The sequence below is a fragment of the Colwellia sp. 1_MG-2023 genome (genome assembly GCF_030546755.1).
GTDB lineage: Bacteria > Pseudomonadota > Gammaproteobacteria > Enterobacterales > Alteromonadaceae > Thalassotalea_H.
Genome location: NZ_JAUOPE010000002.1, coordinates 204,584 through 229,223, shown reverse-complemented (window position 1 = coordinate 229,223; position 24,640 = coordinate 204,584). Strand labels below are relative to the sequence as shown.

The following is a 24,640-nucleotide window of genomic DNA, read 5'->3' as shown; positions in this document are numbered from 1 at the left end:
AAAAATAAATCTGAATACAGTGGTACTTCGATTAGGCACCTTTCGATCGGCAATTTTACTATTGGCGTTGATCATGACATGTTTATTTTGTGGTTATCGTATGGGAAATTTCTTTCATGCCTATCAAGAGCAAACGCTTGAACAACAAAAACAACGTTTAGATAACTTATATCGTAAACAAGGTGAGCAAACTCGCCGCATAAATACTTTAGAAGTTGAATTAGAAGTTGAACGTTTAGCGAATCAAAAATCACAACGATTGTTAAAAGAAATGGAAGCACAACATTATCAAGTCAAAAAAGAATTGGCGTTTTATGAAAAAGTGATGGCACCTGAGAAGCAAGCCGATGGTTTAGTGATTGATAATGTCGTAATTTCAGCTACAACTAGTCCAAACCATTATCGTTTTCAAGTGATCTTAGTGCAGCAAAAAGTGAAAAAACGTTATGCTAAAGGTCATGTTGAACTTAACTTTGTTGGCAGTTTAGATAATAAACCACATACCATTAATGTGAATAAACTTGCTGAATTAACTAAAAAGCAGTTGTCATTTAATTTTCAATACTTTCAAATTATTCAAGGTGAATTTACATTTCCTGAAAATTTTAAGCCAGAAAAATTAACATTAGCTGCGATAATGCCTAAAAGCAGGTGGCAGAGCTATCAACGTGTTGATGAAAGTTACCCGTGGCAAACAGTTCTTGAAAATATTCCACAAACACCACCAGTAATACTTGATTAAATTAGTCAAGTTTAAGATAATTACCACCTATATTTAAAGAGATTGTTAACCCCATGTCTGATACTGAATTACCGATTAAATTTTCTGATGCTGCCGCCAATAAAGTGTTAGCTTTGGTGACAGAAGAAGAGAACCCTGAACTTAAATTACGTGTGTATGTTACAGGTGGTGGTTGCTCTGGTTTTCAATATGGTTTTACCTTTGATGAAAAGATCAATGATGGTGATATGACCATTGTAAAAAAAGGTGTCACTATGGTGATCGATCCGATGAGTTTACAATACTTAGTTGATGGTGAAGTCGATTATGTTGAAGGCTTAGAAGGGAGTCGTTTCTTAGTAAATAACCCAAATGCTTCTACAACTTGTGGTTGCGGCGCTTCATTTTCTATTTAATCTCATGCGAATAAAGTAAAGCTAGCTCATGCTAGCTTTTTTGTTGATAACGCGCCAAAAACATACGAGCGGTTTCTTGAGCTAAAGTCCTTTTTTTATCATCATGATAATCCTTGTCCATTTGGAATAATTGCGGCCAAAAACACCCTCCTTTGATCAAGTTATGTATTTGATCACTCGCAAAATCTACATCATCTATTAATAATTTTTTATCTTTAATTGCTGCATTTAACCAGCGAATAATAGCATTTTCTTGGCAAGATATTTTTTCAAATTCTTTTTGTAAGGCTTCTGAGTTATAAAAGAAATGACCAATAGCCACTTTAGACACATCCATATGCTCTTCAGTACAAATGAAGTTTATTTCAGCTAGCAGTAACTCCATTAATTGCTCTTCCAGTGATATATTTGATTGATATACGACATTTACCTGTGTTTCGGCCTTTTGCCAAAGTTCGGCAACTAGATACATTAAAAGAGCTTCTTTCGTAGCGAAATGATTATAAACAGTTCGTTTAGAAACTTTTGCTAGCTCAGCCAGCTTATCCATACTAGTAGCTTGAACCCCAAACTCTTTAAAAGCTTGTTTTGCGGCATCAATAATAGCTTCTCGTTTAAGTTCGCTTCGTGTTTTAGTTTTAAATGTCATCAATAAAATCGCAGATTAAAAAATATATTTTACACTCATCAGTTTACTTTTCAATTGTATTTTTATAAACTGCACCGTGTAGTTTACTTTTGGTTGTTGAAATGAGTGTTAAAAAATTAATTATAATATTTATAGGGGTTGTCATGGCTTATGGTGTTTTTGCTAAATTGAATGGACATGTAGGTAAAAGCCATTATCAAAATAGTGACTTAAACTATGATGTATCAATGAGTAGTTATTGGAAAATAATTAAAGCTTATATCAATGCAAAACGATTTGAGGCAGAGCCAAAAAGTGATATTCCGGTTAGTTTTATTACGCAAGAGCAATTATTGAATGATAAGTTTGATGCCGTAATTCGTTTAGGTCATTCAAGTTTATTAGTTAGAATTGATGGTGAATTCATTCTAATCGATCCTGTCTTTAGCGAAAGAGCATCACCTGTGCAATGGTTAGGACCAAAACGATTTCATCAAAGCCCAATTAGTCTTGATAAGTTACCGCAACTCAAGGCCGTAATTATTAGTCATGATCATTATGATCATTTAGACAAAAACACCATTAAACTACTTGACGATAAAACATCGACGTTTGTTACTCCCTTAAATGTTGGTGACTATTTAGTCAAGTGGGGAATAAGTGAAGAAAAAGTTCATCAACTTGACTGGTGGCAAGAAGTACAATTGAATAATTTAACACTTGTTGCAACGCCAGCTCAACATTTTTCAGGACGTGGTATTTTTGATAAAGACCAAACATTGTGGGCGAGTTGGGTTATCCATGGCAAGGAAAGCAACTTGTTTTACAGTGGTGATAGTGGTTATTTTTCAGGATTTAAAGAAATTGGCAATCGTTATGGGCCGTTTGACATTACGATGATCGAAACTGGCGCTTATAACGATCTTTGGAGTGAAATTCATATGTTGCCAGAAGAAAGTGTTCAAGCTCATATAGATTTACAAGGTAAAGCAATGATACCCGTACATAATAGTACCTTTGATTTAGCGCTTCATGATTGGTATGAACCACTAGAAAGAGTTAATGAATATTCAAAGATAAAAAATGTAAATTTATTAACCCCAAAATTTGGTGATTCAGTCAACGTGAAAACACCTCATTCTAACGAAAAATGGTGGCGGTTAAATATTAAGAAATCGCAGCCAGTATTAGAAAGATTTAAGTAGTATAAACTTTACAGATTTATATTTATTAACAACTTGTTGCAATCGATATTTAGACAAAATTTGAGCAACTAGGTACAATTAATTAAGTCGAATTATTATTAATTTTTCAGGAAACATAATGACACGAATTCAACATGGACGAAGATGGTTAACAGAGCGCCCATATATTATCGCTTTATTCATTACGCTTACTTTAATTCTTTGGATGGCTTCTGGCATTATGCAAGCTCAAGAAGTCCCTAAAAAAACAGCTAAAGAAAATAATGTCATACCTAAAGTTAAAGTGGCGACGCTTTTCGCTGAACAAGTCAGTGATGTAGTTGAACTTTATGGTCGAACTGAGCCCGATAGAGTGACTCAGCTCAAAGCTGAAATATCAGGAAAGATTAAACAAGTGTTAGCAAAAAGAGGTTCGAAGGTCACTAAAGGGCAAATAATCGCTAAGCTTGAAATGAATGATCTTGAAGCACAATTAATGCGAAGCAAAGCTTTATTGAGTCAACGTGAAATTGAATATCAGGGAGCAAAAAAGCTGAATGCCGATGGTTATCAAGGACAGGTGCAAGTTAGTAGTGCCGCAGCCAATCTTGCTGCTGTTAAAGCGGAAATAAAACGATTGGAAATCGCCATTAGTTATACGGTTATTCGTGCTCCCTTTGATGGTATTTTAAATACTCGATATGTCGAAGAAGGTGATTATGTAAAAAGTGGCGATGATATTGCCATGATTGCTGATTTAGATCCGCTGGTTGTTCGGGCGTTCGTTACGGAACAACAAATTTCGCAGTTATCGGTTGGGCAAAGTGCGGAAATAAGTTTATTAAATAAAACTAAACTGCCAGGACACTTAAGATATATCTCCAGTGTTGCAGATGACAGTACCAATACCTTTAAAATTGAAGTCGCCATTGAAAATAGTGATTTAAATCTATTAGCTGGCATTAGTAGTGAAGTCGCTATTGTTTTAAATGAAGTTTCGGCAATGAAATTGTCACCGGCTCTATTAGCGCTTGATGAAATGGGCAATATCGGGGTGAAAACAGTCAATCAAAATACTGTTGTTTTTACGCCAATTGATGTGGTTAAAAGTGAAAATGATGGTATTTGGTTAGCAGGTCTTGGCGAGCAAGCCGATGTCATTATTCTTGGGCAAGGCTTTGTTCGCGCTGGCGATACGGTTGATGCCATAATGAGCACTGAAAAGTAAGGAGGCTTTGTGCTAACAATTATTGAAGCCGCTTTATCGCGGACGCGCTCTGTATTAATGGTGTTTTTACTTTTATTAATCACAGGGGCGATCACATACGCTAATATCGCCAAAGAAGCCAATCCTGATATTACTATCCCGAATATTTATGTCTCTATGGTTCACGATGGCATTTCACCAGAAGATGCCGAGCGTATGCTTGTTCGTCCGATGGAAAAAGAGCTGAAATCTATCGCTGGCATAAAAGAAATGAAATCCACCGCCAGCGAAGGGCATGCATCAATTAATATTGAGTTCTTGGCGGGATTAGATCCTAAAGAAGCCTTAGCCGATGTCCGTGATAAAGTCACCCTTGCCAAGGCTAAGTTGCCTTCTGAATCTGAAGAGCCAGAAGTTCATGAAGTGACGATGGCAAATCAAGTTCCAGCAGTTACCGTGATTTTATCTGGTCCTGTAACCGAGCGAGGTTTATTAACCCTTGCTCGTGATCTCAAAGATAAAATTGAAGGGATGCAAGAGGTCCTTGAAGTTGATATTGGCGGTGACCGCGAAGATATGGTTGAAATTATCGTAGATCCTTTGCTGATGGAAAGCTACGGTTTAGATCAAACGGATATTTATAACTTAGTTGAGCGTAATAATCGTCTGGTACCCGCAGGGACTATGGACACGGGCAAGGGACGTTTCGCCATTAAAGTCCCATCGGTATTTGAAACTGTACAAGATTTGCTTGAATTACCAATAAAGGCTGATGGCGATAAGGTAATTACCTTTCAAGATGTTTCTACAGTGCGTCGTTCATATAAAGATCCTACGACTTTTGCTCGGTTAAATGGTGAGCGTTCTATTTCAATAGAAGTAAAAAAACGCTCGGGTGAAAATATTATTTATACCGTTGATAATGTCAAAGCACTAATCGAAAAAGAGCGAGAGAAATGGCCTAATCAAGTAGTAGTTGATTACATTGGTGATCAATCTATTGAAGTTAAAAATACCTTAAGTGACTTACAAAATAATGTTTTATCTGCGGTGTTACTTGTGGTTATTGTCATTATTGCCGCTCTTGGCACACGTACTGCTATTTTAGTTGGTGTGGCAATTCCGGGGGCTTTTTTAACCGGGATTTTAGTGTTGGCCATTGCAGGGTTAACGGTAAACATTGTTGTTTTATTTGGATTAATTATGGCAGTGGGCATGTTGGTAGATGGCGCCATTGTCGTGACCGAATTTGCAGATCGCGAAATGAGTGAAGGCAAGCCAAGACATATAGCCTATGGTTTAGCAGCTAAGCGCATGGCATGGCCGATTATTGCATCAACCGCCACCACTTTAGCGGCTTTTGCCCCTTTGATGTTTTGGCCTGGAATGATGGGAGAATTTATGAAATATCTGCCGATCACATTAATTGCTGTATTAACCGCTTCTTTAGCGATGGCACTAGTGTTTGTGCCAACCATAGGCAGCGTTATAGGCAAAACTCGAGTGTTAAGCAGAGAAGAAAAATTACGCATCCAAAACACCGAGCAAGGTAATTTAACTCATTTAACCGGTTTTACCGGCAAATATGTGGCCTTATTAACAACCGCTGTTCAACATCCTTGGAAAATTGTATGTGCTACTTTTGGTACCGCTGTATTTGTGATGTGGTTGTATGGTGCTTCTGGTTTAGGCGCAATATTTTTCCCAGAAATAGAGCCTAACAGTGCCACCATTGTAGTACGTTCACACGGTGACCTATCGGTGAAAGAAAAAGATCAAATAATGCGAGATATTGAAACACGTATTCTTGATTTGGAAGAAATTAAAACCTTATATACCCTCACTGGTGGCAATGATATTGTTGGTTCATTTCAAGTGAACTTTGTTAATTGGCAATTTCGACGTAAGTCGGATGAAACCATTAAAGAAATTCATCAGCGTACTACTGATTTAGCTGGTGTTGAATTAGAAGTGCGCAAAAATGAAGATGGTCCACAATCAGGAAAAGACCTCAGACTTGAGTTGAATTCTCGTTTCCCTGACAAATTGAATGATGCGGTTAAAATTATTCGTCAGGCATTAATAACTAATGGTAATTTTACTGATATAGAAGATTCAGGGGCAAAACCCGGTATTGAGTGGCAATTAAAAATTGATCGTTCTAAAGCGGCTACTTATGGGGCTGATGCTGCGATTGTTGGTTCAACAGTGCAAATGGTTACTAATGGTTTGAAATTAGGAGAATATCGTCCTGATGATGTCGACGATGAACTCGATATTAGAGTTCGCTTCCCGGAAGAAAAACGCAATATTGGTCGACTTGATACATTACGCATTAAAACAGCGGAAGGCTTAGTGCCCATTAGTAGCTTTGTTACTAGAGAAGCTGCGCCTAAAGTCGATACCATACATCGAACCGATGGTAAAAGAGTTGTCACTATTCAAGCTAACTTAGTGAGTGGCGCACAGCTATTAACCGAATTGCCGGCATTGAAAGCACAGTTTCCATCATTAGGTATCGACCCAAGTGTTAATATTAGTATTAAAGGCCAAAACGAAGACCAACAAGAGTCGGAAGCATTTTTAGTGAACGCCTTTGGTATTGCGCTTTTTGTCATGGCGATAATATTAGTCACACAGTTTAATAGTTTTTATCAAGCATTTTTAATTTTAAGTGCCGTTATTTTTTCTACTGTAGGGGTTTTCTTGGCACTGTTTTTAGTACAAAAACCTTTTGGTATTGTGATGGGCGGGATAGGTGTTATTTCCCTGGCAGGCATAGTGGTAAATAATAATATCGTATTAATTGATACTTATAATGTCTTACGAAAAGAAGGATTGTCGCCAATTGATGCAGTGTTACAAACAGGTGCTCAACGCCTTCGCCCTGTTATGCTAACGACAGTTACGACTATTTTAGGGTTATTACCTATGGTACTGCAGGTGAATTTAGACTTCTTTAATCGCACTGCCGTTTTTGGTGCGCCATCTACGCAATGGTGGACACAATTAGCGACAGCCGTAGCTGGAGGTTTAGCGTTTGCCACCGTGTTAACTTTGTTTTTAACGCCATGTTTAATTGTCTTAAGAGATCGAAATAAGCAGGCTCGTAAAGGGCAAAGCAAATTAAACTTTATCAAAAGATTGAAGCGTTTAAATCCAGCTGCTTAGTTGAATTGTTTGCAGGTAATCACTGAGCATTGAGGCTATTTTAGCTTCATTGAATTCATGTAATTAGATAGATTCACTTTGATTAAATATTTATACTAAGTTATGAAGTCGATGTATTTAACTGGTCGGTTTGTAGAGAAAATAGAATACTTATGACCACAAACTCAGCTTCAAGCTGAAAATAAAAAATTGTTTATATAGAAATACTCAAAATTGGAGTTTCAATGAAATTGATTAAACTTGCAGCTATTGCTGCTTGCGTATTTACAGCACCTATTTTTGCTAAAAACAGCATTATCCCTGTTTCATCAGAAACGAAGGAAGCTACCATCAACCTTCGCGATAAAGCCATTAATGATGACAGTGCTTATGAAATTTTAAAGTCTTTAACCACTGAAGTTGGGGCTCGACATCCGGGTACCCCGGGTGAAAAAGCCGGCATTGAATGGGGCATTCAAAAATTAAAGGCGTTAGGCTTTGATAAAGTATACACCGAAGACGTTAAAATGAATGGTTGGCTACGTGAAGTTGAAGTGGCAGAAATTTTAGTGCCTTCTTATCAAAAAATGGTCATCACGGCACTTGGCCGTTCAAAATCTACACCTAAAGGTGGTTTAGAAGCTGAAATTGTACACTTTAAAAATTATGCGGAACTTGAAAAAGCGGGTGATGGAAGCTTAAAAGGAAAAATAGCTTTTATTAGTAACCGTATGGAAAGGTTTAAAAATGGTGCGGGTTATGGTCCTGCAAACATTGCGCGCAGTAAAGGACATGAACTTGCCGCTAAAAAAGGAGCTGAGGCGCTATTAATACGTTCAATAGGTACAGACGATCATCGTAATCCTCACACAGGAGCAACCAATGTTGCTATGGGATATACCGCAGTACCAGCGGTAGCACTTTCTAATCCTGATGCCGATCAATTAGTTCGTTTGATGGAATTTGGTCATACGCCGAAAATTCGTTTGAATATTCAAACGAAAGATTTAGGCCCTATTGTTACTAAAAATGTTATCGGTGAAATAACGGGTAGAGAACTACCGAATGAGGTGGTTGTTATTGGCGGACATTTAGATAGTTGGGATTTAGGAACCGGTGCTGTTGATGACGGCGCTGGTGTTGCTATTGCTATGGCAACTGGCGCTTTTATTAAGAATAACGCCAAGATTACTCCTCGACGAACCATTCGTGTCATTCTTTGGGGAGCTGAAGAGTTGGGCTTAATTGGGGCTCGTGCTTATGCCAAAGCAAGACAAGAAGATGACACTATAGCTAATCATGTTATTGGTTCAGAATCAGACTTTGGTGCAGGTCCGGTATATGGTCTGCAATCATCAAAAAATGTTTCAGCTAACGCATTACATGTTGTTGATACTATGGCTGCTATTATGGGTAAACTAGGCGTTAGCCGTCGTTCAGGTGACACAAGCGGAGGTCCTGATATGATTCCATTGGCTGCTTTAGGTGTACCAGCATTAAATTTAATGCAAGATGGCAGTGACTATTTTGATTTGCACCATACGCCTGACGATACATTTGATAAAGTGAACCCTGAACATATGCGTCAAAATTTGGCTGTTTGGACTGTGTTTACTTATATTGCCGCAGAATGGCCGGGCTCATTTAAATAAGCTGCTTTATTTTGAGTTACAAAAGTTGATAAATCCCTTGTTAATGTGACAAGGGTTTGTAGTTTCTGATCAGCCTTCCATTAACAGGAATTCGATGATTTTGTTCATATCTAGATCAAAGTCATCGGCTCTGACCCCTTTGACGATAAAGTCGTTATTTTTTGCTAAATCAATATCTTCAGTCATCACATAGTTATGTTGTTTTGAGTTATAAAATGAACGAACTTTCGGATTGGTAGGATCTTCAAGATTTCGTTGTTCAACAATGGCAATTTTGTTTGAGTTTAATTCAACAAGCGAACCAACCGGATAAACTCCCATGCATTTGATAAACAGATTAACAAGTCGTTGATCTAAATGATTGCTTTCTGCCAGATTACGTAAAATATTGAATGCTTTAATATGACTATAGCCACTTTTATAACAACGATTTGCGGTTAATGCGTCAAAAATATCACAGATAGAAATCATTCTTCCGTAGGTTGAAATATCTTTACCTGCCACATTAAATGGATAACCATTCCCATCAAGTTTTTCATGATGCAAAGCAGCAACTTCTAAACTTAGTGCTGAAATTCCCGGAGTGTTTTCAATAATATCTATGGAGTGATTTACATGGGTTTTCATGGTGACAAATTCATCTTCTGTGAGTTTTCCGGGTTTATTGAGAATTGCTTCAGGAACCATTATTTTGCCAACATCATGCAAAAAAGCACCGATTGATAATTGCTGGACAATAGATTTTTCTATTTTGAGGAAACGGGCAAAAATTGTCATCAATACCGACACAGAAACAGAGTGTTCTAAAAGATATTCATCGGTATTTCTGATGTTTATAACGCAGGCTAGTGCATCAGGGTTTTTAAATATTTCAGTAATGGTTTCATCTGTTATTTGTTCTACAGGACTTAAATCTAAAGGTTTACCCGTTTGCGCATCTGAAAATATTTTCTTTTGAATAGCTTTCGACTGGTTAAATAATTCTTTCGCTTTATAAACGTCCATGATTATGGGCGAACTGTTATTGTTTTTTGTTATAGGTTTTTGATGTTTTATTGTTTTATTTGTATCAATTAATACACTCAGTACCCCTTTAGCGATCATATTCTTAATGACAAGTTCACTTTTTATGTGACCTGCTTGCGTTAGAGTAAATTGCTGTTCTTGTTTAACAATTTTCTCAACATAATGACCTACTTGTAGTGCTGATATTTCAACTTCTTTCTTCATTTTTCTGGGTAACACCTTAAATCCATCTAAACAAATCCATACATATTAAGTTAGCTTGTCGTTATCACTTGCTTAATTTATTGTGCTCAGCGACTTTATATGTGGTATCAATTTTGCTTTTATTTAATCATTGTTATTGTAACGGCAGTTAATCTGAGATTAAATCCTATCAGTTTAATCATAATAGACTTTGTCTTCATTGAAACATTTTTTCAAAGTTTTTTTGATTTTTGTAAAGTTTGGCCGATATAAAGTTAACTTGCTGCTTCATCCTTACTCTGGGCTTTTAATAGGTAAATTTATGCGTATTTTTTTAGGGTTATTGTTATTTTTTTGTAGTTATATGCCCAATGTTTACGGCGCAAAATTAAATGTTGTGCAAATTTATACTGATGACGTATTGCTTGACTTGATTAAAGAAAACAAACACTTAAGTCAAATGGTTGTTGATGAATGTCAACTAGTACAAGACATTGAAGCGCGAGCCGTGATTTCACACAAACCCGCTTTTCAATTTTTATGGGGAGATATGCTAGCCTTTGGTGTTTGCGTAAAGAAAAATGTGCCGTTAGGCCTACATTATATGCGTGAATCAGCAGATCAAGGTTTACCTGAGGCGTTAGAACAGTTAGGGCGGTATTATCATGTTGGTAAGTTTATGCAACCAGATATTCGACAGGCAATTATTTTCCTCAAAGAAGCGGCTAGTCTTGATAATTTAAAGGCACAAATTCGCCTCGCTGAAATTTATAATGCTGGTGAAGGCAGTCCGTTAGATTTTCCTGAGTTGTATGCTCAACTACATCATTCCGTGACTGATGATAAAAAAACACATAAAAAAATCACACATTTATTGACAGGGCTTGCTGAAAAAATGCCTGAACGAGTGGTTAATGCAGCAAAAGAAGGAAAATATTAATACCAAATGGTACAACTAAGATATAATAATAAACAAATCACTTGAGTAAGTATTAGTATTATTAAAGATCCACACCAACAACGCGAAGCAAAAAAGTACGATAACCCTGTGGCTAGTCGTGAATTGATCTTGTCAATTATCGAAAAGCTACCAACTCCGCCAAATTTCAAAACACTTTGTCAAACGTTAAAATATCAAGACGAAGAGCATATTATCGGTTTGAAGCGTCGATTACGTGCGATGGAAAATGCAGGGCAATTAATTTTTAATAAATTTAAACAGTATGCTATCGCCCCTAAAAATCATCTACTTACCGGTACGGTTATTGGCCATCGAGATGGTTACGGATTCTTTGCTCCCGATACAAAACCGGGTGATAAAAAGCCTAAAGACTTATTTATATCATCTCATGAAATGCAACGGGTTTTTCATGGTGATGTGGTTGAAGCGATTTTAGTTGATAGAGCGGATCGCAAAGGTCGGCAAGAAATTAAAGTAACAGATATTATAAAACCGCGGAAAGCAGGTATTGTTGGTCGTTTTTTTCTTGAACATAATATTTGTTTTGTGGTGCCAGACGATGCACGTATTAAGCAAGATATCTTAATTGATCCTAAAGAAAGGTTAGGAGCGCGTCATGGTCAAATGGTTGTTGTTGACGTTGTTCAACGACCATCTAAAAGAAATAATGCTGTTGGAAAAGTGATTGAAGTGTTGGGTGATCATATGGCGCCTGGTATGGAAATCGAAATAGCGCTAAGAGAGCACGACTTACCTTATCAATGGTCACCTGAAGTTGAAGCTGAAATTGCGACCATTGCCGATGAAGTGGAAGACGAAGCGAAATTACCACGTGTTGATTTACGACACCTTCCTTTAGTGACTATTGATGGGGAAGATGCACGTGATTTTGATGATGCTGTTTATTGTCAACCGAAAAAATCAGGTGGTTGGCGATTGTGGGTAGCGATTGCTGATGTTAGTTATTATGTTCGCCCAGGTACCGCACTTGATGATGAAGCTCTGGCGCGAGGCAACTCGGTTTATTTTCCAAGCCAAGTTATTCCAATGCTTCCAGAAAAACTCTCTAATGGTTTATGTTCGTTAAATCCTGATGTCGATAGGCTTTGTATGGTTTGTGAAATGACCATTAGTGAAGCCGGTAAATTATCTGGAAGTAAATTTTATCCTGCAGTGATGCGTTCTCATGCGCGTTTTACCTATACAAAAGTTGCGGCAATATTAGGGGATGCAGAAACAACGGGCGATGAAACGTTACGTAGCCAATATCAAGCATTAGTACCTGATTTAGAAAATTTAAATGCCATGTACCACACACTAATTACGGCACGAAATAGCCGTGGTGCTATTGCTTTTGAAACGGAAGAGTCACGTTTTATTTTTAATGCAGATAAAAAAATTGAATCGATTGAGCCACTGGTCCGTAATGATGCGCACAAAATTATCGAAGAATGTATGATTTTGGCTAATGTTGCGACTGCAAAATTTGTTGAGAAGTATAAAATGCCTGGCTTATTTCGCGTTCATGACAAACCGAGTGAAGACAAGTTTAATAATTTTGTCAGTTATTTAGCTGAACTTGGTTTGCAAATGCCGCGTGTTGACAATGAAGATGGTTTGCCGGCGCCACAAGATTACAGTGACATTTTGGCGCAAGTGCAAGGTCGTCCTGATCAAGAACTTATCCAAACCATGTTACTAAGATCAATGCGCCAAGCGGTATATCAAAGTGAAAATATTGGTCATTTTGGTTTAGCACTTGAATCTTATAGCCATTTTACTTCTCCGATTCGACGATATCCTGATTTAGTGATTCATCGGGTTATTAAAGCTATTTTGCAAACCCAAGCAGACAGTGCAGCCAATGATGGTTGTTATAGTTATGCAGAAGAGGCGGTTATTGAACTTGGCGAACATTGCTCGATGACAGAGCGGCGCGCTGATGATGCCACTCGCGATGTTTCAGACTGGCTCAAGTGTGAATTTATGCAAGATCATGTTGGTGATACTTTTACTGGGGTAATCTCAACTGTTACTAATTTTGGCTTGTTTGTACGTTTAGCAGACTTACATATTGAAGGTTTAGTCCACATCACTTCGTTAGGGCGTGATTTTTATCATTTTGATGATGTTCGCATGTGTTTATCAGGCGAGAAAACCGGCAATAAATTTCATGTCGGTGATGTATTAGAAGTACAAGTTGCAGCGGTTAATCTCGATGAAAAGAAAATTGATCTAGCATTATCAGGAGAGAATGCGGTTATTAGTCGTGCTAAACCTTTACCAAAAGGTAGAGGAAAACATACGGGTAAAAGCAAACCGAAAGGTTTTAATGACAAGAAAAGCGGCAATGCAAAACCTGCAAGTGGTGCTAAAAAGGCAAAACCGAAAAAAGATAAACCTGAAAAATCAAAATCTGCAAAGCGTAAAGCGAGAAAAAAACGGCCGGGTAAAAATGCTCGAAAAGCCACTAAGTAAAGACTTGGCTAAATTTTTATAGCTAAAGCGTGAATAAAATTTGCTTGTAGTCGTCATTATTTAACGAAGAACGTTAATAAGAAATATTAAAATATAATAGTAAGTAAGAGAAAAAACATGGCAAAAAATGATGAATTAGTATTTGGTATTCATGCAGTTAACGAATTGATTAAGCGCTCACCTGAACGTTTTATCGAATTGTTTTTATTAAAAGGCCGTGACGATGAACGGTTAATGCCAATGATCAATTTATCACGAAAATATGGTATCCCTGCTCAAATGGTGAGTAGAAAGGTGTTGGACGATAAATCAAACGGCGAACAGCATCAAGGTGTTGTTGCTCGTGTTCAACAAGGGAAAACGTTCACTGAAGCTGATTTAGATGACATTATTGCTGGTGCAGAAAAAAAAGGGACTCCGCCTTTTTTATTGATTTTAGATGGCGTAACTGATCCGCATAACTTAGGAGCCTGTTTACGAAATGCCGATGCCGCGGGTGTACAAGCGATTATAGTCCCCAAAGATAATGCTGCGCGATTGACAGGTACCGTTCGAAAAGTCGCCGTAGGTGCGGCAGAAACCGTTCCACTTGTGCAAGTAACAAACCTTGCTAGAAGCATGAAGCACTTACAACAAATGGGTGTATGGATAATAGGTACTGCAGGAGAAACCGATACCTGCTTATACGATGTTAAACTATCTGGACCAATGGCGCTTGTAATGGGAGCCGAAGGTAAAGGCATGCGTCGGTTAACGCGTGAAAATTGCGATCAACTCGTGAAACTGCCCATGGCAGGGAGTGTTTCTAGTTTAAATGTTTCTGTTGCAACAGGGATTTGCTTGTTTGAAATTGTTCGTCAACGACTCAATTAAATTTAGCTGAGCACTTGATATGCTTATGTATTCTATATCATTAGATACGTTCAAATATTGCATATATGTAGGTAATTGTTATTTTAAATGTCAATTATTGCAAAAATTGACTATTCTAAAAAGAATAAGCAAACGGTAAAAAGTTTAAAAGCTTGCTGTTAGCTGTTATGGATATTAAGTTTTCAAGGATGCCTTTGAACTGATTGTGATGCCAATACATGCTGTACAAAAACTTTATTCTGCTGCGTTTAACTCTTTGTGCATTCATTTGCGTTAGCAGTAATGCTGTTGGTAATCTTAATAATCAGCAAGTTATTAAATTAGCCGTTTCTAATGCCACTTCAGGTCCTACCTCACAACTTGGAATCCGTTTAAATCAAGGTGCAAATGCATACTTCAGTCGAGTCAATCTTGAAGGTGGAGTTGCCGGTAAAACCATTAAAATTGAACATTTAGATGATGGTTACGAACCTTTCAAAACGTTAAAGAATACGCAGAAATTTTTAGCCAGAAATGACATTTTTGCTTTTTTTAATTATGTTGGCACTCCTACAACCCACGCGATATTAAATTTAATAAGCGATAGCGAAACGCCTTTTTTGATGCCTTTTACAGGTGCTGAATTTTTACGTACCCCTGCTATTGGTAATATTTTTCACTTACGCGCCAGTTATTATCAAGAAACAGAGCAGCAAATAAATTACTTGGTGGACTCTAAAAAAATAACGAATATTGGTTTATTAATTCAAGCTGATGAATTTGGTACTGCTGTAGAAAAAGGCTATTTAATGGCGCTAAAAGACAGAGGTCTTAAACCCACTGTTACCACAAGATATCGTCGAAATACCAATGAAATTGACTTAGCATTAAGTATTCTTAAGGCTAAAAATGTTCAAGCAGTGGCTTTTGTTGGTACTTATGAACCATTTGCTCAATTAATTAACTCTGCTTATCAACAAAATTTCACGCCTTTTTTTACCTCTGTTTCATTCATTTCTAGTCATGATTTGTTTCAGCGTCTCAATCAAGCGAGTAATGTGTTAGTGACAGAAGTGATGCCAGATCCGAATGCTTGTTATGATGATATTTGTTTGCAATTTAAACAGGATATGAGAGCACAAGGAATTGAAGAGGTCGATCAAATACTTTTTGAAGGGTACCTGAATGCTTTTGTTTTTGTTGAAGTTGCTAAACTATGCGGTATTGCGTTGAGCCAGAGTTGCTTCCTCGAAAATATGGCAAATTTTGAGTATAACCAAAAAGGTTTATCAATTTCATTTAAAGACAATGCCCATCAAGGGCTTTCCAGTATTTTCCTCAATTTCTTTACTTCAACAATTAATAGCCAATAACGCGATTAAAAGCTTGCCTTTATTGGTTAATTTACCTACACTACGCGACCTTAATTCAGCCTGAACTTTTTTGTTCCTTGCCTCAACTGGTGTTGGCTGAGCCAGATAATGAGGCTACAACCGTAAGGAGCTCGTAATGCGTCATTACGAAATCGTATTTATGGTTCACCCTGATCAGAGTGAACAAGTACCTGGTATGATCCAGCGCTACACAGATTTGATCAATGCTGCTGAAGGCAAAATCCACCGTCTAGAAGACTGGGGTCGTCGTCAATTAGCATACCCAATCAATAAACTTCACAAAGCACACTATGTTTTATTAAACATTGAAGCGCCACAGTCAGTTATTGATGAGTTAGAAACTTCTTTCCGTTACAACGATGTTGTTATTCGTAACATGATCATGCGTACTAAAAACGCAGTAACTGAAGCATCAGCTATGGCAAGTGCTAAAGAAGAACGTCGCGACGATCGCCGCGAAGTTAAGCAAGAAGTTGCGCCAGCTGTTTCAGAAGCTCCGGCTGAAGAAGCACAAGAAGAAGCTGCGAGCGAAGAATAAGCTGGTCGTGACAATCTCTCAATGTTAGCAGCTTCTGTTATGGAAAATACTAATTTAGAGAATTGCCTCGTGTTGGTAGGAGAAGTGGTTAAGCCACCTAAATTATCAACTAGCCCTGCAGGTATTCAACATTGTCAGTTTTCAATGGACCATAAGTCCATACAAAATGAAGCCGGCATGAATAGACAAGCTTTTGTCAGAATACAAGTAGTGGCAACTGGTGAAATGTCACAACACTTAACTCGTGATTTAATAGCGGGCAGTAAATTAAAAGTGACGGGTTTTATTAATCGTCATGAATCCAGAAACGGTAATCCGCTTTTGGTCTTACATGCTCAGCATATTGAAATGATTAATTAGGTGATTATTATTTAGCGTATGTTTGCTAAAAAATAACATCGAATATTAGGAGAAATCCATGTCTCGTTTTTTTAGACGTCGTAAATTTTGCCGCTTCACAGCGGAAGGCGCTACCTCTATCGATTATAAAGATATTGCTACGCTGAAAAACTATATCACTGAAAGTGGTAAAATCGTTCCTAGCCGTATTACTGGTACAGCTGCTAAATATCAACGTCAACTTGGTCGTGCGATCAAGCGTGCTCGTTACTTAGCATTGTTACCATATACTGATTTACATAAGTAACCTAATAAGGGGTTTTGAAAATGGAAGTAATTCTTCTTGATAAAATCGCCAAATTAGGCGGCCTTGGTGACAAGGTAACTGTTAAGTCTGGTTATGCTCGTAACTTTTTATTACCACAAGGTAAAGCTGTTTTTGCCTCTAAAGCAAACGTTGAGCACTTTGAAGCTCGTCGTGCTGAATTAGAGAAGAAATTAGCTGAAGTATTAAGTGCAGCAGAAGCTAAAGCAGCGAAAATCGTTGAATTAGCAGAAGTTACTATCGCTTCATCAGCTGGTGAAGAAGGTAAATTATTCGGTTCTATCGGTACTAAAGATATTGCTGATGCGATTACTGAAGCTGGCGTTGAAATTGCTAAAGCTCAAGTACGTATGCCTTTAGGTACAATTCGTGAAGTAGGTGAGTACGATATCGTTCTTCACTTACACAACGATGTTGATACTAGCATCAAAGTGATTGTTATCGCTGAAGCTTAATTTATTTTTCTTTATTAAAAGTTAATTAAATTAAGTTATTAAACACCGCACGGGAGTTATCCTTTGCGGTGTTTTTTTATAGTTAATACAGTTTAATCAAACGATTCGTTTCATTACTTATCGCGCGATAAATATCCAGATACAAATCATTAGGCATAAAAATGCGTACTTTATTCATTATTGACTACACTTGCTGGTAACTTGAATTTTTAATGATTGATATGTCAAATACGTTTCAAAATACTGCTAATGCTTTTCATCGGCTTGTTCGACATGTGTCGATAAGTTTGATCATCTGTGCGCTTTTATTTGTTTTTATCAATTATTTTATCGAAGGCCCGAGCGCATGGAATAACATGGTCTGCATTGTTTCTATCATGCTGTTAGCGGTTTTACATTTGATCAACTATTACTTTCAAAAAATGTTACAGCAGCAACTTAAGCATATTACTGCATTAGAAAAATGGGCAGATTTATCGAGAATTTGTGGTGAAATTCAAGTAATACCTCATAATGACGATAATTTAAGCCAAACCATTTTGACATTAAATCAACAATTATTAATAGCAAAAAACAGCGATACTCATCTTGATAAGGTATTAAGAAGTAATGCGCTGCTTGATAAAGATACCGGCGTAGGCAATAGCGAATTTTTTAATAATCGACTTGATGCCTTGTTAAAAGAAGAAGACTGTCAAGGCGCTGTTTATTTTATTCAGTTTAAAGACTTTGATTTAGTACATGCTTTGTTTGGTGAGCAACAATCATCAGTGTTGTTGGATAATTTAATTCAAACAATAAAATCCCGTTTGACCGCTTTACCTAACTACTTTATTGCTCGACGAGATGATTCGGAACTTGCCATTATTGTTCCTGATATATTTTTCAATGATGCAGAAAAGTTAGCTGATAAATTATTAAACTCTTTGTGTGCAATCGCATTGCCTGTTGGAATGAATAAAGATGAATTTATTCATATCGGCGTGAGTTATTTTTCTCAAGCAGAAAATTCATATCAAGTAAAATCTGAAGCCGATATGGCATTACGTTCTGCGCAATTACAAGGACCATCACAATGGTTTATGTATGATCCGGGGGAAGTGGAACATGCCAGTGCCAAAGGTTCGCTCAAGTGGCGTACTTTTTTAAATCATGTTATTGCTAAAAATGCGTTAGTTATCTTTTTTCAACCGGTTATTTCTGTGAATGACGAACGGATATTACATCATGAAATCTTGACTAAAATTAGAGATGCCGACGGTAGTTTAATCAGCGCTAGAGTATTTTTGCCGATGGCGAAAAAGTGTGGTTTGATTCAACAGATCGACTTGTTAGTGTTTAAACAAATTTGCCGATTATTAAGCTATGATAATCAACAAAAAGATCAATGCAGTTTAAACTTATCGATTGAGTCATTATTGTCAGATGTTTTTCTTAAAGAGTTTATAGCTGTTTTACAAGATTATCCCGGTATTCATGAAAAGTTGATCATTGAGATCAGTGAATATCATTTAGTGAACCATCTTGAAAAACTACAAAAGCCATTAGCTATGCTTCATCAGTTAGGCATTAAACTCATCGCCGATAAAGTTGGTCAGTATGTGGTAAGTGCTCAATATCTCAGTATTTGTCCCATTTTCAGTATAAAATTGCATCGAAGTATTGTCCTAAATATTCATCGGAAAACAGAGAATCAAATATTCATTCAAAGCTTAAAGGCAATTTGTGATGTGCAAAAGGTTAATGTCTATGCTTTAGGGGTTGAAAATTTAGATGAATGGCAGACGTTAAAGCGATTAGGTGTTGACGGTGGTCAAGGGCACTACTTTACTGAGCCTGTTGCGCAAGTGGCAAAGGCCATTCACTTGCCTTAAGTTTCTTTTGTTCAATTAACCCACCTAACCCTTGTAAACCGCCAGTATGTAACAGCACAATTTTATGGCGTGGTGGAAAATAATTTATTGTGATTAAGTCTAGTAGCGCTAAGATCATTTTACCCGAATAAATAGGTTCGAAGGGAACTCCTGTAATCGCTGAAAAATCTTGTAATTTTTTTAAGCTTTCAGGGCTAAATTTAGCGTAGCCGCCGTCATGATAGTCATTGAGTATTTGCCAATTATTAAATAACCTATCTACTTTATCGTTAAGTAATGCCCGTACTTCGTTTGCTAAGTAATCTGTTTGCTTTAACACCGCAATACCAAGAATTTTATGCTGATTATTATCACCTGCAATTAACCCTGATAGGGTACCGGCACTTCCTACTGGGGTCAGTAAAGTATCATAGTGTGTTTGTTGATTTAATTCATGACAGATTTCTGCAACGCCTTTAAGCGCTAATGTATTACTTCCGCCTTCAGGAACAATGAAATAGCCAGGGTATTGCTGTGATAATTGTTGTAAATATTCAACCGTATCACGTTTTCGATAAGTGATTCGATCAACAAATTTTAATGCCATGCCCCATTGTTTAGCTTTTGACAGCGTAAAGTTTTCGGCAAAATGAGCTTCTCCTCGAATAACCCCTATGGCGAGAAGATCGTGTTGTTTACAAGCAAAGGCGAGTGCATGTATATGATTTGAATAAGCACCACCGAATGAGATGATGCCTTTATATCCATTTTCTTTAACGTGTTTTAAATTGTATTTTAGCTTTCGCCATTTATTACCCGAAATAATTGGATCAATTAAATCATCACGCTTTATCTGAACATGCAGCTGATATTGCTCAAAAAGTGGGTGCTGTAATGTTTGTAATTCTGATAAATTTGACATGAAAGCTAATGATTTTATTTAATTAATCGGTTTTTTTACTTTAAAAAACTTGCGCATAACGGCTAATCAGGGATAATGAATTTAACGACAATTTGTTTTTAAAGCATAATAATATCGATAAATGTCAATAATCGCACGGATAAATCAACTATTTTCATCACCGGAACCTTCAGGTTTACTCGGTGTCTGTTTGCAACAGCAAACTATAGCCTTTTGCTCCCTTGAAAAAAATCAACAAGCTGAATTTCATCGTTCAGGGGTTGTTGATGATCGATATGTTGCTGCATTTAAGCAATCAAAAGCGAAAATCAATTTAGTAGGGCAGTGTAACCTTGTTTTATCAGCAAAACAGAACCAATTAGTTCAAGTTGATAAGCCGAAAGTACCTGATGAAGAAATCAATGCGGCTATTAAATGGCAGATAAAAGATCTAGTGTCGATTGCGCCAGAAGATATGATTGTTGATTATTATGATGGACCAGTGATGGGCGGCGGCCTTGAAAAAATTAATGTTGTTTGTGCCGCTAAAAGTGAGTTGTTGCCTTTAGTTGAAAATATTCATCAAGATAATTGCCAAATTAATAGAATTACCGTGGAAGAGTTTGCTTTTGCAAGTTTGTGCCCGGTTGAAGATGATGCTCGTTTAATGGTATGTCAGCAGCCAAACGAAGAAATATTATTGATCATCGTTAAAAATAAAGAATTATGTTTTCAGCGTCGACTACGTGGTATGGCGACCATTGCGAGTAAATCAGAAGATGAACTTAATATGGGTGTTATTGATTCCTTGAGTTTAGAAATTCAACGTTCAACTGATTACTTTGAAAGACAATTAAAACAAGCACCGATTCGCAGTATAGAAGTATTGGTGCCAATGGTTCATGAAGCCTTTTTAGCACGAAAACTTGCAGAAAACACCAATGTACCGGTGAATTTATTTACTATGCCAGAAGGGTATAGTGAGCATAGAGAGTATGCTGCCTGTATTGGTGCCACCATGTTAAATGACATGGAGAAAAGTGCGTAATGAGAAAGTTATCAATTAATTTATTGCAAGCAGAATTAATGCCCGAGAAACCGCTTTGGACCTTAAAGCGTGTAGTAAGTGTATGGGCTATTGCATTTGTTTTGATGTTAGGTTGGATGTTCTATAGCAACTTTCAATTAACTCAACGCACTCATGAATTTAATCAAGCGAATGAGCAGAAACAAAAATATGAAGCCTTGCAGGCCGATTTAGAAATACAAGTAAGCCAAAATAGGGCAGATCCACTTCTACAAGAAAAATTAGCAACAGTTAAATTGCTGTTCGTGAATAAAACAAATCTTCATAAACAATTAACTGATACTAATAGTACTTATTCTGCAGGTTTTTCAAAAGCCATGACTGAATTATCTGAACTTCATCATCAAGATGTCAGTTTACAAAAAGTTCATATGAACAAAAGTCATATGACGTTTTCAGGAATTGCCAGAAAACCTGAAGCGGTTCCCACGTGGTTAGCGGCTTTTGATAACGCGACATTCTTATCAGGACAATCATTTAAGCATTTTAGTTTGAGTGAAAATGAAGAGGCGGTGACTCAGTTTACTGTGAGCTCTCAACGTTTATCTGAACAATCAGGAGGTCAATAATGAAAGCATTATGGCAAGATTATTCAGAGAAATATTTAAACATCTCTACAAGAGAACAGTATTTAGTGTTGCTAACTGGTTTGGTTGCAATAATTTTTATCTTTTTTACTGTGTTTATTGATGAAAAACTAGTCGAGAGTAATTCCCTTGCTCATCAAACTAAACAAATTAACAACAGTAATCAAACGGCTCAAACGACAATAAATATACTTGAGCAGTCTTTAGCAAAAGATCCTAATGAAGCCATTCAAAAACAAATTGCACAATACGAAAAAAAATTATCATCAGTAGATAGTGAATTACTTTTGTTGACGTCTGATTTAATTAATCCAGTGCAAATGCGTTACGCGCTTATTGATTTATTAAAAACTCAATCATCGGTCGCTCTGTTATCTTTTGAAGTCATAGCTGCTCAACCTGTGGCTACGGAAACATCACCTAATCATGAAAATAAGCTTGAGAGTGAGATAAATAATGATGGTGAGCAGTCACTTACATTATATAAACATGGTATAAAACTGAAACTGAAAGGTAGTTATTTTAAATTACGGGATTATTTGAGCCAGTTAGAAAATATGCAATGGACCTTTTTTTGGCAAGAGTTTGATTATCAACTTATCGAGTACCCCAATAGCGAACTGACTATTGAAATGTATAGTTTAAGCACTCAGAAGGAGTTTATTGGTGTATAAATGCTTATTACTGTTTTTATGTATCACTTCTGTTAGTGTTAACGCTGAGTCTGTTGACCCAACTAAACCGTTAAATTTTAATCTAGGTTCAGTTGCTAGCGTAGTGAATAAAAATGCCTTAGTGTTACAAACCATTGTTGAAAATGATGGACAAAAAAGCGTGGTCATCAATGGTCAACTTTTATCTTTAGGTGATCAAATACGTCAATATACTTTATCTGAGATAACAAAACATGATGTGCTGTTATCTTCACCAGAAAAAAATATTAAGCTATCAATGTTTTCATCTGTAGTGGCTAAATCAAAATGAAAAGAAAAATAATTATGCATACGCCTTCAAAAAGTTTTTATATAACATCTTTGTTAGTTTTCTTGCTTGGTTGTCAAACGGTGCCGTCACAACCAACACATGTCAAAGCTGAATTAGACGATGCAATTGCACAAGCTAGCAAAAGCAAAGCTCCTAAACCTTTATCGACCGTACCTTCTTCGGTGCAGCAAGAGTTAATGAAGCAAAGTATGACGCAAGCACGTCAAGGATTACTTGCCGAAAAACGTTTAGAAATTGCCGCTAGCCAAGTTGATGCTCAAGCTTTTTTTGCTGCCCTTGTTCAAGATTCAAAATACAGTGTCGCGGTTCATCCTGATGTTGCGGGTACTATTACGTTAAATTTAAAAGATGTCACTTTAGATGAAGCTCTTGATGTAATTGCTAGTCTTTATGGCTATGACGTGCAAAAACAAGGCAATGTTATCAAGGTATATCCAGCAGGTATTCGTACCGAAACTATTCCATTAAATTATTTGTTTGTTAAACGCTTTGGTACGTCAAGTACTAGTATTAATTCTGGTGGCGTGTCAGAAAATGATCCAAATAATGGTGGAAGCAACGGCAATAATAATAACAATCGAAATAATAATAACCGTTCCAATAATAGTAGTAACGGTAATAACCAGAACGGTCAAAATAATCAAAATGGCAGCAGTGGTATCAATATTTACACTGAAAACGAATCTGATTTTTGGACCGAATTAAAAGAAACGTTAACGTCTTTAGTAGGTGATCAAGACGGGCGTTCGGTGATTGTTTCTCCACAAGCCGGTTTAATTACAGTGCGAGCATTACCTAGCGAAATTGCTTCGGTTAAAAAGTTTATTAATGACACACAAAATCATTTACGTCGACAAGTGATTATCGAAGCAAAAATTATGGAAGTTACCCTGAACGATGATTATCAACAAGGGGTGAAATGGGATCAAGTGTTAGGTCATGCGTCGAGTACAGATCTGACTTTTTCAACGACTGGAAACATTGCCAATAATGTTATTTCTTCTGCCATTGGCGGTACAACAGCATTGAGCTTTATTAATTCAGATTTTTCAGGCGTGATTGAACTACTGCAAACGCAAGGCAATGTTCAAGTACTTTCTAGCCCAAGAATTACGGCAACTAATAACCAAAAAGCGGTAATTAAAGTAGGTGAAGACGAATATTTTGTCACTGAAGTTTCTAATACTACAACGACAGGAACAGCTACCACCACTACTCCAGAAGTGCAGTTAACGCCATTCTTTTCAGGTATTGCTTTGGACGTAACGCCACAAATAGACGAACATGGCGAAGTGATTTTACATATTCATCCGTCGGTAACATTAACCGATGAACAATCAAAAACTATTCGTTTAGGGAGTGAAGACTTTACCTTGCCACTGGCGCAAAGTAGCGTACGAGAGTCTGATACTATTATTCGAGCAAACTCTGGCGAGATTGTCGTCATTGGTGGTTTAATTGAAACAAGAAAAGTGGATTTAGAATCTAAAACGCCGTTACTTGGAGACATTCCTTTAGTTGGTGAACTGTTTAAGAGTAAAAATCAAACCATGCAGAAAAAAGAATTGATTATTATGTTAAAGCCAATCGTCATTGGGCAAAACACATGGAAAGATCAATTAAAAGATGCGCGAGCATTATTAAAAGAATGGTTTCCAGAAGAAGATCAAATCGAAGAATAAAGTAGGGTTCAACGCA

Annotated in this window: 23 protein-coding genes; 20 read left to right on the top strand and 3 right to left on the bottom strand. The window is 37.0% G+C overall.

Features of this window, described 5'->3' with window-relative positions; translation table 11 throughout:
* The first annotated feature begins 73 nt into the window (after positions 1 to 73).
* The gene (locus tag Q4493_RS03145; RefSeq protein ID WP_303449345.1) at positions 74 to 742 is read left to right on the top strand and encodes a DUF6776 family protein; all 669 of its coding nucleotides are present in this window, start codon (positions 74 to 76) and stop codon (positions 740 to 742) included.
* Between the two features lie 53 nt (positions 743 to 795).
* Positions 796 to 1,137, top strand: coding sequence for an iron-sulfur cluster insertion protein ErpA (gene erpA / locus Q4493_RS03140; RefSeq protein WP_303449344.1), 342 nt, complete (start codon positions 796 to 798; stop codon positions 1,135 to 1,137).
* Positions 1,138 to 1,168: 31 nt separating this feature from the next.
* Here the strand turns inward: erpA and Q4493_RS03135 are convergent, their stop codons facing one another.
* Complete coding sequence (locus Q4493_RS03135; protein ID WP_303449342.1) at positions 1,169 to 1,786, bottom strand: TetR/AcrR family transcriptional regulator; 618 nt, start codon at positions 1,784 to 1,786, stop codon at positions 1,169 to 1,171.
* A 143-nt stretch (positions 1,787 to 1,929) separates the two neighbouring features.
* Here Q4493_RS03135 and Q4493_RS03130 point away from each other — a divergent pair, with 143 nt between their 5' ends.
* The 4 genes from Q4493_RS03130 to Q4493_RS03115 all read left to right on the top strand — a co-directional run bounded on the left by Q4493_RS03130 (position 1,930) and on the right by Q4493_RS03115 (position 8,958).
* Positions 1,930 to 2,970, top strand: coding sequence for an MBL fold metallo-hydrolase (locus Q4493_RS03130; RefSeq protein WP_303449341.1), 1,041 nt, complete (start codon positions 1,930 to 1,932; stop codon positions 2,968 to 2,970).
* 118 nt (positions 2,971 to 3,088) lie between these two features.
* Positions 3,089 to 4,177: an efflux RND transporter periplasmic adaptor subunit gene (locus Q4493_RS03125; RefSeq protein WP_303449340.1), complete on the top strand. Its 1,089-nt coding sequence runs from the start codon at positions 3,089 to 3,091 to the stop codon at positions 4,175 to 4,177.
* Positions 4,178 to 4,186: 9 nt separating this feature from the next.
* A complete protein-coding gene (locus Q4493_RS03120; RefSeq protein WP_303449338.1) occupies positions 4,187 to 7,327 on the top strand; it encodes an efflux RND transporter permease subunit in 3,141 nt (1,046 codons plus the stop codon).
* Between the two features lie 224 nt (positions 7,328 to 7,551).
* Positions 7,552 to 8,958, top strand: coding sequence for a M20/M25/M40 family metallo-hydrolase (locus tag Q4493_RS03115; protein ID WP_303449337.1), 1,407 nt, complete (start codon positions 7,552 to 7,554; stop codon positions 8,956 to 8,958).
* A 69-nt stretch (positions 8,959 to 9,027) separates the two neighbouring features.
* Here Q4493_RS03115 and Q4493_RS03110 read toward each other — a convergent pair whose 3' ends face one another.
* Positions 9,028 to 10,188 carry an HD-GYP domain-containing protein gene (locus Q4493_RS03110; RefSeq protein ID WP_303449336.1) on the bottom strand — a complete coding sequence of 387 codons (1,161 nt, stop codon included), beginning with the start codon at positions 10,186 to 10,188 and terminating at the stop codon, positions 9,028 to 9,030.
* A 301-nt stretch (positions 10,189 to 10,489) separates the two neighbouring features.
* On the opposite strand from Q4493_RS03110, the gene Q4493_RS03105 reads away from it, so the two are divergent.
* The 9 genes from Q4493_RS03105 to Q4493_RS03065 all read left to right on the top strand — a co-directional run bounded on the left by Q4493_RS03105 (position 10,490) and on the right by Q4493_RS03065 (position 19,383).
* Positions 10,490 to 11,107 (top strand): tetratricopeptide repeat protein, encoded by a 618-nt coding sequence (locus Q4493_RS03105; protein WP_303449334.1) that lies wholly within the window; start codon positions 10,490 to 10,492, stop codon positions 11,105 to 11,107.
* 57 nt (positions 11,108 to 11,164) lie between these two features.
* Complete coding sequence (rnr, locus tag Q4493_RS03100) at positions 11,165 to 13,606, top strand: ribonuclease R (RefSeq protein ID WP_303449568.1); 2,442 nt, start codon at positions 11,165 to 11,167, stop codon at positions 13,604 to 13,606.
* Positions 13,607 to 13,723: 117 nt separating this feature from the next.
* Positions 13,724 to 14,479 carry a 23S rRNA (guanosine(2251)-2'-O)-methyltransferase RlmB gene (gene rlmB, locus Q4493_RS03095; protein WP_303449333.1) on the top strand — a complete coding sequence of 252 codons (756 nt, stop codon included), beginning with the start codon at positions 13,724 to 13,726 and terminating at the stop codon, positions 14,477 to 14,479.
* 218 nt (positions 14,480 to 14,697) lie between these two features.
* Positions 14,698 to 15,831, top strand: coding sequence for an ABC transporter substrate-binding protein (locus tag Q4493_RS03090; protein WP_303449331.1), 1,134 nt, complete (start codon positions 14,698 to 14,700; stop codon positions 15,829 to 15,831).
* 136 nt (positions 15,832 to 15,967) lie between these two features.
* Positions 15,968 to 16,390 (top strand): 30S ribosomal protein S6, encoded by a 423-nt coding sequence (gene rpsF, locus Q4493_RS03085; RefSeq protein WP_303449329.1) that lies wholly within the window; start codon positions 15,968 to 15,970, stop codon positions 16,388 to 16,390.
* 39 nt (positions 16,391 to 16,429) lie between these two features.
* Positions 16,430 to 16,750, top strand: coding sequence for a primosomal replication protein N (gene priB, locus Q4493_RS03080; RefSeq protein WP_303449327.1), 321 nt, complete (start codon positions 16,430 to 16,432; stop codon positions 16,748 to 16,750).
* A 58-nt stretch (positions 16,751 to 16,808) separates the two neighbouring features.
* Positions 16,809 to 17,036: a 30S ribosomal protein S18 gene (gene rpsR / locus Q4493_RS03075; RefSeq protein ID WP_070375547.1), complete on the top strand. Its 228-nt coding sequence runs from the start codon at positions 16,809 to 16,811 to the stop codon at positions 17,034 to 17,036.
* A 20-nt stretch (positions 17,037 to 17,056) separates the two neighbouring features.
* Positions 17,057 to 17,509, top strand: coding sequence for a 50S ribosomal protein L9 (gene rplI, locus Q4493_RS03070; protein WP_303449322.1), 453 nt, complete (start codon positions 17,057 to 17,059; stop codon positions 17,507 to 17,509).
* Positions 17,510 to 17,730: 221 nt separating this feature from the next.
* Positions 17,731 to 19,383, top strand: coding sequence for an EAL domain-containing protein (locus Q4493_RS03065; protein WP_303449320.1), 1,653 nt, complete (start codon positions 17,731 to 17,733; stop codon positions 19,381 to 19,383).
* Here the strand turns inward: Q4493_RS03065 and Q4493_RS03060 are convergent.
* Positions 19,337 to 20,284 carry a 1-aminocyclopropane-1-carboxylate deaminase/D-cysteine desulfhydrase gene (locus tag Q4493_RS03060; protein WP_303449318.1) on the bottom strand — a complete coding sequence of 316 codons (948 nt, stop codon included), beginning with the start codon at positions 20,282 to 20,284 and terminating at the stop codon, positions 19,337 to 19,339. The genes Q4493_RS03065 and Q4493_RS03060 overlap by 47 nt on opposite strands.
* A gap of 121 nt (positions 20,285 to 20,405) precedes the next feature.
* On the opposite strand from Q4493_RS03060, the gene Q4493_RS03055 reads away from it, so the two are divergent.
* From Q4493_RS03055 to mshL, 5 genes are read left to right on the top strand one after another with little or no spacing between them, the layout of a single operon-like run.
* The gene (locus Q4493_RS03055; RefSeq protein WP_303449316.1) at positions 20,406 to 21,311 is read left to right on the top strand and encodes a hypothetical protein; all 906 of its coding nucleotides are present in this window, start codon (positions 20,406 to 20,408) and stop codon (positions 21,309 to 21,311) included.
* The gene (locus Q4493_RS03050) at positions 21,311 to 21,919 is read left to right on the top strand and encodes a PilN domain-containing protein (protein ID WP_303449314.1); all 609 of its coding nucleotides are present in this window, start codon (positions 21,311 to 21,313) and stop codon (positions 21,917 to 21,919) included. The genes Q4493_RS03055 and Q4493_RS03050 overlap by 1 nt, the downstream gene beginning before the upstream one ends.
* Complete coding sequence (locus tag Q4493_RS03045; protein WP_303449312.1) at positions 21,919 to 22,611, top strand: hypothetical protein; 693 nt, start codon at positions 21,919 to 21,921, stop codon at positions 22,609 to 22,611. Before Q4493_RS03050 ends, Q4493_RS03045 begins: the two co-directional genes overlap by 1 nt.
* Complete coding sequence (locus Q4493_RS03040) at positions 22,604 to 22,921, top strand: hypothetical protein (protein ID WP_303449311.1); 318 nt, start codon at positions 22,604 to 22,606, stop codon at positions 22,919 to 22,921. The genes Q4493_RS03045 and Q4493_RS03040 overlap by 8 nt, the downstream gene beginning before the upstream one ends.
* A gap of 14 nt (positions 22,922 to 22,935) precedes the next feature.
* On the top strand, positions 22,936 to 24,624 hold the full coding sequence (mshL, locus tag Q4493_RS03035) for a pilus (MSHA type) biogenesis protein MshL (RefSeq protein ID WP_303449310.1): 1,689 nt from the start codon (positions 22,936 to 22,938) through the stop codon (positions 24,622 to 24,624).
* The last annotated feature ends 16 nt before the right edge of the window (positions 24,625 to 24,640 follow it).

What these genes read in the sequence shown, in the direction of transcription:
- rlmB (WP_303449333.1), top strand. Translation starts at nt 13,724, where the DNA reads ATGGCAAAAAATGATGAATTAGTATTTGGTATTCATGCAGTTAACGAA.
- rpsR (WP_070375547.1), top strand. Translation starts at nt 16,809, where the DNA reads ATGTCTCGTTTTTTTAGACGTCGTAAATTTTGCCGCTTCACAGCGGAA.
- Q4493_RS03055 (WP_303449316.1), top strand. Translation starts at nt 20,406, where the DNA reads ATGTCAATAATCGCACGGATAAATCAACTATTTTCATCACCGGAACCT.
- rpsF (WP_303449329.1), top strand. Translation starts at nt 15,968, where the DNA reads ATGCGTCATTACGAAATCGTATTTATGGTTCACCCTGATCAGAGTGAA.
- Q4493_RS03115 (WP_303449337.1), top strand. Translation starts at nt 7,552, where the DNA reads ATGAAATTGATTAAACTTGCAGCTATTGCTGCTTGCGTATTTACAGCA.
- mshL (WP_303449310.1), top strand. Translation starts at nt 22,936, where the DNA reads ATGCATACGCCTTCAAAAAGTTTTTATATAACATCTTTGTTAGTTTTC.
- erpA (WP_303449344.1), top strand. Translation starts at nt 796, where the DNA reads ATGTCTGATACTGAATTACCGATTAAATTTTCTGATGCTGCCGCCAAT.
- Q4493_RS03135 (WP_303449342.1), bottom strand. Translation starts at nt 1,786, where the DNA reads ATGACATTTAAAACTAAAACACGAAGCGAACTTAAACGAGAAGCTATT.
- Q4493_RS03065 (WP_303449320.1), top strand. Translation starts at nt 17,731, where the DNA reads ATGTCAAATACGTTTCAAAATACTGCTAATGCTTTTCATCGGCTTGTT.
- Q4493_RS03125 (WP_303449340.1), top strand. Translation starts at nt 3,089, where the DNA reads ATGACACGAATTCAACATGGACGAAGATGGTTAACAGAGCGCCCATAT.
- Q4493_RS03130 (WP_303449341.1), top strand. Translation starts at nt 1,930, where the DNA reads ATGGCTTATGGTGTTTTTGCTAAATTGAATGGACATGTAGGTAAAAGC.
- Q4493_RS03110 (WP_303449336.1), bottom strand. Translation starts at nt 10,188, where the DNA reads ATGAAGAAAGAAGTTGAAATATCAGCACTACAAGTAGGTCATTATGTT.
- Q4493_RS03090 (WP_303449331.1), top strand. Translation starts at nt 14,698, where the DNA reads ATGCTGTACAAAAACTTTATTCTGCTGCGTTTAACTCTTTGTGCATTC.
- Q4493_RS03145 (WP_303449345.1), top strand. Translation starts at nt 74, where the DNA reads ATGACATGTTTATTTTGTGGTTATCGTATGGGAAATTTCTTTCATGCC.
- Q4493_RS03060 (WP_303449318.1), bottom strand. Translation starts at nt 20,284, where the DNA reads ATGTCAAATTTATCAGAATTACAAACATTACAGCACCCACTTTTTGAG.
- Q4493_RS03045 (WP_303449312.1), top strand. Translation starts at nt 21,919, where the DNA reads ATGAAAGCATTATGGCAAGATTATTCAGAGAAATATTTAAACATCTCT.
- Q4493_RS03050 (WP_303449314.1), top strand. Translation starts at nt 21,311, where the DNA reads ATGAGAAAGTTATCAATTAATTTATTGCAAGCAGAATTAATGCCCGAG.
- Q4493_RS03105 (WP_303449334.1), top strand. Translation starts at nt 10,490, where the DNA reads ATGCGTATTTTTTTAGGGTTATTGTTATTTTTTTGTAGTTATATGCCC.
- rplI (WP_303449322.1), top strand. Translation starts at nt 17,057, where the DNA reads ATGGAAGTAATTCTTCTTGATAAAATCGCCAAATTAGGCGGCCTTGGT.
- priB (WP_303449327.1), top strand. Translation starts at nt 16,430, where the DNA reads ATGGAAAATACTAATTTAGAGAATTGCCTCGTGTTGGTAGGAGAAGTG.